This window comes from Providencia sp. wls1916, assembly GCF_009706585.1.
Classification (GTDB): Bacteria; Pseudomonadota; Gammaproteobacteria; order Enterobacterales; family Enterobacteriaceae; genus Providencia; species Providencia lanzhouensis.
In genome coordinates this window covers 1-11,324 of the sequence record NZ_WLUL01000002.1, presented here as the reverse complement: position 1 = coordinate 11,324, position 11,324 = coordinate 1, and the positions used below count along the sequence as shown (strand labels likewise).

The window sequence follows — 11,324 nt, the reverse complement described above, 5'->3', positions numbered from 1 at the left end:
GGCCTTGCCTGAAAATCGAAAATCAGCGGCTACGGAAAATGATGCGGCCTTTGCTCAGGTCGTAAGGAGTTAACTCTACAGTTACCTTGTCGCCTGTCAGAATGCGGATGTAGTTTTTACGCATTTTACCAGAGATGTGCGCAGTCACGACGTGACCGTTTTCCAGTTCAACGCGGAACATTGTATTTGGCAGGGTATCCAAAACGGTTCCCTGCATTTCAATATTATCTTCTTTGGCCATCTAATCCTCTAAGTCTAATAACCGTGATTTTTTACGGCAAGATAATGCCCAAAAACCCACACTAAGTAAAGAAGTGTCGCATTTTAAAGCGATCTTTCTTTAAAATAGTTGGGGATAAAATTACTGTGTTGCCACTTTTTATCGCTTAAAAAGTGGTGATTTTTCAAATGATTGAGGTAAATCAATTGACTGTGGTAACCAGCATGCTGGGTCAATCCGCAGGTCACGCCACCGATAAAGAATATGCAGAAAATCCCTGCGGGAGATCTCCGTCGCGCCAAGTGAAGCGGTGTGGTGGTTAAGTACCTGACAATCAAAAAGTTGCCCATTATAGCGCAAAAAATGAAAATAGAATGTAATAAAAGCACATTTGGATGCATCATTCATTCTACTGAACATTGACTCCCCACAAAACAGGTGCCCCATGTTCACGCCATACAAGCCCCCCACCAGCTGATCACCATGCCACGCCTCAATAGAGTGGGCGTGTCCCTCTTGGTGTAGTGCGAGATAGCCCGCTTGCACAGAGGGTAGGATCCACGTGCCTTCCTTGCGTACAGCACAAGCCGCTATCACCTCTTTGAACGCATGATTTATGGTAATGCGATAAAGGGATTTTTTTAATGTCTTGACCATGGAACGGCTGATATGCAGGTCGCCCACTTTCAAGACTGCTCGCGGATCTGGAGACCACCACAATGGGACTTCACCTGGGTTAAACCACGGAAAAATGCCATCATAGTAAGCCGCTTGTAAGCGTCGAGATGATAAATCACCGCCGATCGCCAGTAACCCATTAGGTTCCCGCATCGCTTCAGACACGGGCGGGAACAGGTATGAATCATCGTCCAATTGGTACATGGTGCACCTCAGCGAGTTTGCTGAACCAAATGACGTTGACGGAACTGATAATAACGACCTTGCTCAGCTAACAATGCCGGGTGTGAGCCTTGCTCAATAATTTCGCCATTATCCATCACACAAATGGTATCCATTTGTTCTAACCCTTGCATACGATGGGTGATCACCAGTAGCGTTTTGTCAGCACATTTTTGTTTGAGCAAGCTAAGAATTTGCTGTTCAGTATGCGCATCTAACCCTTCGGTTGGCTCATCCATTAAGATAAGTGGCGCATTGTGCAGAAGGGCACGAGCGATACCTAAGCGGCGTTGCTCACCTCCTGATAATTGACGACCGCCTTCACCCATCCATGCGTTTAATTTTAGTTGATTATCCAATAAATTATCTAAGCCCACTTGGGTGAGTACATCGCAAAGTTGCTCATCTGAGGCTTGTTCGTTGGCTAATAGTAAATTGTTGCGCAGGGTATCACTGAACACATGAACGCGCTGAGGAACCACAGACATTACGCTACGTAGCGCTTCTTCGCTATAAGCTTGAATTGGTTGACCATTAATCGATATCACGCCATTGTCTACATCCCAAGCGCGGGTGAGCAATTGAAGCAGAGTGGATTTGCCACAGCCCGTTTTCCCTAATAACGCAATGTGTTGGCCTTGTTTAATCGACAAGGAGACATTTTTCAATACGGCGAAAGGCTGTTCTGGATAAGTGAATGTGATGTTATCGATGGTCAGGCTCTCAAGAGAATCGAGCGTAGTGCCTTGGCTGACAAAGCTAACTTCCGGTTTTGCATGCATTAACTGAGAAACGCGAGTGGCTGAGGCAATCACTTGCCCCATATGTTGGAATGCGACGGCAACAGGCCCTAAGGCTTCAAACGAGGCTAATGCACAGAAAACAAATAAGGCAATCAGCGCACCGGGTTGTGTATTTCCGCCAACATGTTCAGCTGCCATCCATAAAAGCAAGGTCGCGGTTAGTCCTGATGCACACAGAATGATGGCTTGAGATAAACCTGTCAGTGCCGCTTGTTGCTGCTGGCGACCTTGCCATGAATTTTCGATGTTTGATAAATTTTGACGAAAACGCGCAGTCGCGCCAAACAAGGCTAATTCGGCTTGACCTTGCAATGCTGAAGTTAATACTGTGCGGTAATTTCCGCGCAGTTCAGTCAGTTCGCGTCCAATCGGTTTACCTGCACGATAAAATACAAATGGCATCGTAAACAGCAGGAACAGCATAACGCCACCTAATGTCCATGCAAGGCGAGGATCAAGGAAACTTAAACCAATGATCAGGATAAACGTGACAAAGAAAGCACTGACAATCGGCGAGAGAACACGCAAGTATAGGTGGTCTAGGGTTTCGACATCCGCAACTAGTCGGTTTAATAGATCTCCTTGGCGGAAACGGCTGATCCCACCCGGAGAGAGCGGTAATACCTTACTGAAGGCGAACACGCGCAGATGTGCTAAAACTTTAAATGTCGCATCGTGGCTGACTAAGCGCTCGGCGTAGCGTCCTGCGGTACGGAAAATAGCCGCACCACGAACCCCAGCCGCAGGCAACATATAGTTAAAGAAAAATATCCCCGGTGCACCGACTATAGCCGCACCAGCTAAGAACCATCCCGATAACGTGAGAAGACCAATACTGGAAAGCAGCGTGACAATCGCCAGAATGATCCCTAAGGAAATCAAAAACCAATGACGGCGATAGAGGGCTAAGAAGGGGAGTAACACTTTCATTTTCAAAGCTCCTCTTGGCGATGAGCGAGTAACTGGGCAAAAGCACCTTCAGACTGGCTCAGTTGTTGGTAATCACCACGCTGGATAATTTTTCCGTTAGACATGACCCAAATTTGGTCGTAATCCATGGTTTCTTCCAGTAAATGGGTCACTAATAACGTGGTTTGCTGCTCAGATAATTGATTCAATGTTTCCATCACGCGCTGTTCGCTGTGAGCATCTAAGCTGGCAGCTGGCTCATCTAATAGCAACAAGCGAGAGGGTTTTAAGAGTACACGAGCGACAGCGACACGCTGGGCTTGCCCAACAGAAAGACGTGCTGCGAAATCACCTAAGCGAGTATTTAACCCATCCGGTAAGTTTGGCAAAAATTCCGCGACATAGGCTTTTTCGATCGCAGACTGAATTTCTGATTCAGTTGCATTGGGTTTTCCTAGGCAAATATTTTCCTGCAACGTTTGTTCAGGTAAATGTGGGTTTTGCCCAACCCAGCCGACCAAAGCACGCCACTGTTCAGGGCATAATTGATCGAGCTCATTGCCATTAATAGTGATGGAACCACGGTAAGGCAAGAAGCCAAGTAATAAGTTTAATAGGGAGCTTTTACCCGCACCACTTTGACCTACTAAGGCGATGCGTTGTTGCGGCTCAATGGTGAAATCGAGAGGACCCGCCAGGATAGTGCCATCATGGGAGAGAACTTCCAGATGCTTGGCTTCAATGCGAATAGGTTGTTCATCAATTACCTTATCGCCTTGTGGTAATTGTTCGTCACCTTGACTTTCGAGTAAGGTCACCAGAGATTCCGCGGCGCCTACTGCTTGGGCTTTTGCATGATAGTAAGTGCCTAGGTCGCGCAGCGGCTGGAAAAATTCTGGGGATAAAATCAGCGCAAGGAAACCTGCAAATAATGTGACTGGCAGACCATAACTACCGAAACTTAACTCTCCAAGATAAGAGAATCCGAAATAAACGGCGACAACTGCAATGGAGATTGATGCGAAAAACTCTAAGACTCCCGACGATAAAAATGCCATACGCAGCACTTCCATGGTGCGAGAACGGAAGTCTTCGGTGGATTCACGAATCTGGGAGACTTCAGCTTTGCCACGGAAAAATAAGCGTAGGGTGTCTAATCCTCGTAAACGGTCGAGGAAACTACCACTCAAACGGCTTAAGGCAAGGAAGTTACGGCGGTTAGCATCGGCAGCACCGAGTCCTACCAGCGCCATGAAAATCGGAATTAACGGTGCGGTTGCAAATAAAATCAGCGCAGCTGCCCAGTTAAATGGGAAGATGGCAATCAAGATCATGATTGGGATGATGGTGGCTAAATACATTTGCGGAAGATAGCGAGAATAGTAATCCTGCATGTCTTCAATCTGCTCAAGAATAATCGTTGCCCAGCTTCCTGCTGGCTTACCCTTGACCCAGACAGGGCCTAACTCTTGCAGTTTATCTAATACCATACCGCGGACTTGCTGCCTGACAACTTGTCCACATCGGTAGCCCGCGCGTTCACGAAGATAGTGAACAACACCGCGTAAAATAAAGACACTAATTAATAATGCAAAGTCAGTGAGGAGTTGCTCTCGTGGAATGTGGTCCATCATGAGGGCTTGAAGGATCACAGCGAGGAACCAAGCCTGCGCAATAATTAATAAACCGCTGACTATGCCTAATAGCATAGAAATTCGGAGCCAACGCTTAGCAGGAGCGCTGTGTTGCTTTAACCAACGCACCAATTCAGTCTGTCTTGATTTATCCATAATGATTTAGTTAGCAGGTGTAGTTTTCATGTTATTGAGTGCAGTTAAGATAGTTGACTTTGTCATCAAATCTAACCGAATTTTTGCCTATCATAACAGCTTCCATCAGATATGTTACATAATAAAAGCCAGTTATTTGAATAGAACAATTTTTGTTATCGATATGTTTTATAAAGGTAAATTATATGGGCGTAATATAATTAAATTTGAACTAACAGAGGATGTTACCGTTATTACAAAGAAAAAATAAGGTGGCTTAATTTATAATTGTTAAGCCACCTACATTTTAGGTTGAAATAATTTTGGGGGATTTTTGTGTGTTATTCAGGAACAATTTGCAACCAGGTTTTTGGTTTCAACATAAACTGGTTGTTGAGTAGCTTATCCCATGCTGTTTTTTTGAATTGCATATCATCGAATACCTCTCTTTGCGTATCCACTAATTTCCATGTGTTATCCGCGGACTGCCAAATAGTACATTCATAATCAAGGGACTCGGGTATGGAGTAGCACATCACCACGTCGTCAGTTCCATCGTTGTTTGCATCGGTCATAAATCCAAGGCATTCATAATTACTGTAATAATTGGTGCAATTCCATGCGTCGCGGATCCCGTCTTCCATATCAAACCAGCTTTGTGGCAATGGTTGGCTGCCTTTGGCGATGATAAGAACGTCTTTAAGTGGTTTAGGGACATCAGAGTAAGCGCCAACTTTGAGCTGTGCTTTCGTATCAGGGTCTTGCTCCAATTTTGCTAACGCCTCTTTTCCTTGCACTCCTAATTTCTCTAAGTCATAAGATAAATCGTAGTTAATTTTAATTTTGCCTTTTTCAACAGCCGCCATAATGCTGTTGACCGCAATGCGTTGGAAATCACCAATAGGGCTATTAATGACTAAGATTGTGGCGATTAAACCTAGAATAGCGACCTTATTTATCCTACCGAGGGAGAATGCCCAGCGGCGTTGTTTTACTATGATTGTGATGCTGTAAGCTAAAATAATCAGGGCTAAAAATAGTGCAATAGTAAATGCATATAGCCTGCTCACACTCCAGCTATATTGGCTAACACGAACGAAAATACCGTACAGAGAAAGTGCAGAAAATGCATTTAGTAGAACGATGCTGATCAGTACAAAGCCATTGATAATAGGTTTAAATTGGAATTGGGTTGTGCCATCGCCATAAAGGGCATTAATAAATATAATATTTAAAATCACAAAGCAAAGCATGGTGCCAGAACCTAGCTCTGAAGCTGTGTAATGCACACCAGTTAATATGGATACAACCAAGCCAGCTAAGAAAATTACGGCGATTAAACTGAGTAAGGGTAGGAAAAATTGCGAGAAATATTTGGCGATGTTGTTCAGTTGCATCACCAATTTGGAACGTAAAAAGAGCAAGCTAGTATTAAAACCAACTAAAAATGCTATCCAAAGGACAATATAGTGACCAAGAAATTGGCTGAGTGTTGATAGATTGACAATGCCGAATAAAAAGCTGGCTTGCTTGACAATCAGCGCTAGTAAGCCCCCAATGGCACAGGCGAAAAGACCAAATAAGGTGTTACGGAAATAGTGTCCGACTAAGCAGCTGTAATCAGCTTTCCAGGTTCCTGTGGCTTGGCGGTTTTGCATCCAAGGCAATATGAAAAAAATCAGGACAGTGAGCGTCGTAATAGAGAGGAATGGGTCATTGTTATCAGAAGTACCAATATCAAGGCTTTGCCAAGTATTGATCCAAAAAACAAGCACAATCGTTAGGATAATATTGAAATAAAACACCGCTTGCTTGGCATTGGTAATAAGAAAGCTGATAACCGAAGGAACAAAAATAGCCAACATCATGGGTAAATAAGCCCATGTAGGGCTTAATGGAATTTCTATGGAATAATCAAAAGTGGCGGTGATGACAATTCCTTGAATAACCGATAGCAAGATAACAATGAAATACGCCAGCTTATTAAGTGAACCCATAAAGTTGGGCTCTTTTTGCGTTTGAGGCTCCATGTCACTTCCTTATTTGAATGAACAAGATAATTAAATTGAGTATAGGCATGGGGTAAAAAGAGGAATATAAACTTGCTCCTAATTCAGAATGGAATAGCGCTTTATTTTTAAAATAGGAATAAATAAAAAGCCCCATTCTATTTCGCTGCGAACTTAATGAACGACAACGCAAAAATGGGGCTTCTATTTTTAGATTAAAAAATTATTTCTTGTCTGCTAACCCGTCTAGGTAACGTTCCGCATCTAATGCTGCCATGCAGCCAGTACCGGCTGAAGTAATTGCTTGGCGGTAGATGTGATCCATAACATCACCGGCCGCAAAGATCCCTTCAACGGAAGTTTGAGTTGCGTTACCGTTGGTGCCGGATTGCACTTTAATATAGCCATTATTTAAGGCTAATTGACCGTCAAAAATTGCGGTGTTAGGGCTATGACCGATAGCAATAAAGGCGCCCATGACAGCAACATCTTCCGTTTTATTGGTTTTGGTGCAACGTAAACGAACGCCTGTAACGCCCATATCATCGCCCAGAACTTCGTCTAATGTATTGTCGGTATGCAGAACGATGTTCCCATTTTCAACTTTATCCATCAGGCGATTAACTAGAATTTTTTCCGCTCTAAAGCTATCGCGGCGGTGAATCAAATGTACTTCAGACGCGATATTAGAAAGATACAGCGCTTCTTCAACGGCAGTATTACCACCACCGACAACCGCAACTTTTTGGTTACGATAGAAGAAACCGTCACAAGTTGCACAAGCAGAAACACCGCGACCTTTAAATGCTTCTTCTGATGGTAGACCGATGTAACGAGCAGACGCGCCTGTCGCAATGATCAATGCGTCACACGTATATTCTGTATCATCACCAAACAGGCGGAAAGGGCGCTGCTGGAAATCCACTTTTGTAATGTGGTCGTTGATGATTTCAGTTTCGAATTTTTCCGCATGAGCATGCATGCGTTCCATGAGTCCTGGACCTGTTAAACCTTCAGGATCACCCGGCCAGTTTTCAACTTCCGTGGTTGTGGTTAATTGGCCGCCTTTTTCCACCCCAGTAATCAGTGCAGGGTGTAAATTTGCGCGAGCTGCGTAAACGGCTGCGGTATAACCTGCAGGGCCTGAACCTAAAATGATTAACTTACGATGTGTGGTTGTGCTCATGAATTCCTCTTTTTAGTCTCAAAAAAGCATAAGGACGATTGTAGGAGAAATAGGGGGGTAACAAAAGTGATTTAACCATTCATTGATGTGGAGGGGACAAATTTTTCTGATAGGTAATACCAATTAAGAGTTAAAAAATGAGAGGGAAAGTGCTTTAATCACGAAACGGTAATTTTAGGAATTATCTTGAATTGCGTCTGCGAAACGTTTTACTGAAAAAAAAACCGAAATCTTGTACTGATTTTTATTCATTTACTTTGACAATCGGCTGCGCATTTGCGAAAACATCTATCTAAGAGTTAATTATCTAGCAGGTCAATGGAAATGGCGTATTTTTGTTCTTACTGGAAAATTAACTTTACGTCACACATTCAAGCAATGTCGCGACGATTGTAAGCCGCTCCAAAAGTAAATATGTTTCGGTTTACGAGAACTTCAGTTATGACGAATAGAATAGGTTCCACGCCCGCTAGTCCGCTTAGGAAGACTGACGTATAGATGGTGCCGTTTTATAAGATGTAGAAAATAACAATTAAAGAAAGAGAGATAAGAGATGATTGACAATAAAAAGCGTCCTGGCAAAGACCTTGACCGTATTGACAGGAATATACTGAACGAATTGCAAAAAGACGGGCGTATCTCTAACGTTGAACTATCTAAGCGTGTTGGTTTATCTCCAACGCCATGTTTAGAGCGTGTTCGTCGTCTTGAAAGACAGGGTTTCATTTCTGGTTATACCGCACTGTTGAATCCACATTATTTAGATGCATCGCTGCTGGTTTTCGTTGAAATCACTTTAAACCGTGGCGCGCCAGATGTGTTCGAACAATTCAACACAGCAGTTCAAAAACTTGAAGAAATTCAAGGGTGTCACCTCGTTCCCGGTGACTTTGACTATCTGTTGAAAACGCGTGTGCCAGATATGTCCGCATATCGTAAACTGCTAGGTGAAACGTTATTACGCCTTCCGGGTGTAAATGACACTCGTACCTACGTAGTTATGGAAGAAGTGAAACAAAGCAACCGCTTAGTGATTAAAACTCGCTAATTGCGCTTTGTGTGCATCATTCCTGCACAGCAATCTGCATTGTTGTCGCACTGCTGTTTCAACGCTGGGTTTACTCAGCGTTGTTCCGTTTTTAAGCACCATGATTTTTTTCTTTAATTCTCCCAATGGTTCTTTTTCGAACATTCTCTCGTCACTGTCTGCGATAGACTCAAAATTAGTCAGAAATTTTCATTTCAATTTATTGATTTTAAAGCTATAAACAATTAAGAATTTTGACCTTAAATAGAGTTTGAAACCCTATTCGTAAGATGAAATACTGAGTCTTATGGTCTCTATGGTGTGATAATTTGTCTTAATCGTCTTAATGCAGGCGCGTTTAGGGGATTAGTGTTAGAATAATCATAGGATAATCACGTATTAAGCAAGAACATCAGTCAGTAAAGAAACAATAATGAGCCAAGAATATACCGAAGATAAGTACATCAAATTTAAAAAGCTCAGTAGCGGCAGACGGCTATTAGAGGTGATTTTGTTGGCAATCTGCCTCTGTGCGATTTTTCTTATGGTCGCGCTATGGAGTTTTAATCCTTCTGACCCGAGTTGGTCGCAAACTAACTGGGATGCCCCCGTTAAAAATTTAGGGGGAAGTATTGGCTCATGGAGTGCGGATATCCTGTTTTCTGCATTTGGTATTCTCGCGTTTGCGATCCCGCCATTATTGTTACTCGGGTGTTGGGCAATTTATCACTATGAAAGCCAACGCCGCTATATTGACTTTTTCTCGCTCTCTTTACGCCTCATTGGCGGGTTAGCGCTGATCCTTTCATCTTGTGGTTTAGCCGCGCTCAACTTTGATGATTTACCCAACTTCGCCTCTGGCGGGGTCATTGGTAGTGTATTCAGTAATGCAATTATGCCGTGGTTTAACTCATTGGGCGCTACCTTGGCGCTGTTATTCCTCTGGGCAATCAGTTTCACCCTATTCACGGGTTGGTCTTGGCTGACGATCGCAGAAAAAATAGGGGCAGGGATATTACTTCCTATCACATTGCTAACAAACCGTGCCCGTGGTGATGAACTTGATGACTACGATTATGATGTTGAAGAGACGGAAGAGGCGCTACAGCGTGCTCAAATCGCTGAACATCAAGCAAATGATGAAAACCAACAATTTGATGCGGATGATGTTCTGTTTTCCGCCCCAACAGTCTCTGAGCTCGTTTCTGAGGATGTGCAGCTTGCGACTGAGCCACAGGTTATGGCTGATCCTCTATTAACGGCTGCGCCGCAATCCATTATTGAGCAAGCCCAGCCAAGCGCTTCTTTGGCAGAGCAGCCTACCTTTATTGCTCAACCAGCAGAAAATACAGCTTTACCGACATTTTCCGCGACAGAAGAGCCTTCAGCGACCAAAGAGCCGCAAACTTACCATTTTGAAGTGCCTGATGATTATCAGCCTCAAGTGGCACCGACTCAGGCATCTTCTCCTGCGCCTGTTATGCCTCAAGAACCAACATTTACGCCTGAGCCCGTTTTTGCTCCGGAACCTGTTTTTGAGTCTAAGCCTACAGCCCCAGTATTTACATCGCCACAGTTTACGCCTTTAGAGCCAACCATTGATATGGGAAGCCCTGACGTGAGTGAATCCTCGGTAACTAGCCGTGTTGCCGATCCTGCGGCGTTAGCAGCTGCGGGTATTTCGATTGCAGCGATGGAACGCCACGCGCAAGTGAAAAAGAATCTGGAACCAGAATTACCTCGTCCAAATCCAGTTCGTTTACCGACTCGCCGTGAGCTGTATGGTATTCGTATTCCATCTCAGCGTGATGCAGAGCTTCAACGTCGTCAAGAAGAGGCCTCTCAGCGTGAGCAGGTATATCAGCAATGGTCTGCGACTGAAGAACCTGAAAATGAAGTGAAAACTAATGATGAGCTAGAGCAAGAAAGGTTGTTGCGCGTTCAATTCTTAGAGCAGCAACGTCAACGCTACGGCGAGCCAGATACGGATATGCAGGAGTTTGACGCTGCATTCCAGGTTAACCAGCCTGCGGTTGATTCTGTTGCCGCTTCAGATATTGCGCCAGAGCCAGAAACTCATCAAGATTATATGCCTGCGAGTACGTTTACTCAGCCAGAAATTGAACATCGTTGGGCTTCTGCTCCAGCATTTACGCCAGCTTTTGAGCCTACAAAGCAAATAGAGCCAACTTCCCCTTCAGATATCCATCGCTTTACTGCCCATGCTGATGATGAGCATGAGCAGGATAATGATCTGGATGATTTTGAACCTAAAATTGATTTAAGTACGCCATTATCGGCATTTGAGCGTTTCTCGCCGGTGGATGATTTAGTCGATGGTGAACCTGCAGCGCCGCTGTTTATGCCGTCATTTACCGAACCGCCAGTGCAAGCACATTCGATAACGCAAGAACAGCCAATAACACCGGCAAATAATGGAAATGAATTTGTTGCTCATCCTGCGGGGCAGCCTCAAACTGCAGCACAGCAGCCACAGCAGC

Annotated in this window: 8 protein-coding genes; 2 read left to right on the top strand and 6 right to left on the bottom strand. The window is 44.1% G+C overall.

The window, feature by feature from the left end; translation table 11 throughout:
* Positions 1–22 precede the first annotated feature (22 nt).
* The 6 genes from infA to trxB form a co-directional block, all read right to left on the bottom strand.
* Positions 23–241 carry a translation initiation factor IF-1 gene (infA, locus tag GKR61_RS00110; RefSeq protein WP_004244560.1) on the bottom strand — a complete coding sequence of 73 codons (219 nt, stop codon included), beginning with the start codon at positions 239–241 and terminating at the stop codon, positions 23–25.
* A 138-nt stretch (positions 242–379) separates the two neighbouring features.
* Complete coding sequence (gene aat, locus GKR61_RS00105) at positions 380–1,102, bottom strand: leucyl/phenylalanyl-tRNA--protein transferase (RefSeq protein ID WP_036951842.1); 723 nt, start codon at positions 1,100–1,102, stop codon at positions 380–382.
* A gap of 8 nt (positions 1,103–1,110) precedes the next feature.
* A complete protein-coding gene (cydC, locus tag GKR61_RS00100; RefSeq protein WP_154599929.1) occupies positions 1,111–2,853 on the bottom strand; it encodes a heme ABC transporter ATP-binding protein/permease CydC in 1,743 nt (580 codons plus the stop codon).
* A 2-nt stretch (positions 2,854–2,855) separates the two neighbouring features.
* Positions 2,856–4,622, bottom strand: a complete 1,767-nt coding sequence (gene cydD / locus GKR61_RS00095; RefSeq protein WP_036951837.1) for a heme ABC transporter permease/ATP-binding protein CydD — start codon at positions 4,620–4,622, stop codon at positions 2,856–2,858.
* 320 nt (positions 4,623–4,942) lie between these two features.
* On the bottom strand, positions 4,943–6,631 hold the full coding sequence (locus GKR61_RS00090) for a DUF7057 domain-containing protein (protein ID WP_154639461.1): 1,689 nt from the start codon (positions 6,629–6,631) through the stop codon (positions 4,943–4,945).
* A 202-nt stretch (positions 6,632–6,833) separates the two neighbouring features.
* On the bottom strand, positions 6,834–7,796 hold the full coding sequence (gene trxB / locus GKR61_RS00085; protein WP_108478922.1) for a thioredoxin-disulfide reductase: 963 nt from the start codon (positions 7,794–7,796) through the stop codon (positions 6,834–6,836).
* Between the two features lie 553 nt (positions 7,797–8,349).
* Between trxB and lrp the strand changes: the two genes are divergently transcribed.
* Together lrp and GKR61_RS00075 are read left to right on the top strand one after the other, a co-directional pair.
* Entirely contained in the window at positions 8,350–8,844 is a 495-nt protein-coding gene (lrp, locus tag GKR61_RS00080) for a leucine-responsive transcriptional regulator Lrp (protein WP_154639460.1), read from the top strand.
* A gap of 412 nt (positions 8,845–9,256) precedes the next feature.
* The coding region (locus GKR61_RS00075) for a DNA translocase FtsK 4TM domain-containing protein (RefSeq protein ID WP_195848368.1) at positions 9,257–11,324 on the top strand (2,068 nt) is incomplete at its 3' end.

Coding starts and splice junctions, on each gene's coding strand:
- infA (WP_004244560.1), bottom strand. CDS start 241: ATGGCCAAAGAAGATAATATTGAAATGCAGGGAACCGTTTTGGATACC.
- aat (WP_036951842.1), bottom strand. CDS start 1,102: ATGTACCAATTGGACGATGATTCATACCTGTTCCCGCCCGTGTCTGAA.
- cydC (WP_154599929.1), bottom strand. CDS start 2,853: ATGAAAGTGTTACTCCCCTTCTTAGCCCTCTATCGCCGTCATTGGTTT.
- cydD (WP_036951837.1), bottom strand. CDS start 4,622: ATGGATAAATCAAGACAGACTGAATTGGTGCGTTGGTTAAAGCAACAC.
- GKR61_RS00090 (WP_154639461.1), bottom strand. CDS start 6,631: ATGGAGCCTCAAACGCAAAAAGAGCCCAACTTTATGGGTTCACTTAAT.
- trxB (WP_108478922.1), bottom strand. CDS start 7,796: ATGAGCACAACCACACATCGTAAGTTAATCATTTTAGGTTCAGGCCCT.
- lrp (WP_154639460.1), top strand. CDS start 8,350: ATGATTGACAATAAAAAGCGTCCTGGCAAAGACCTTGACCGTATTGAC.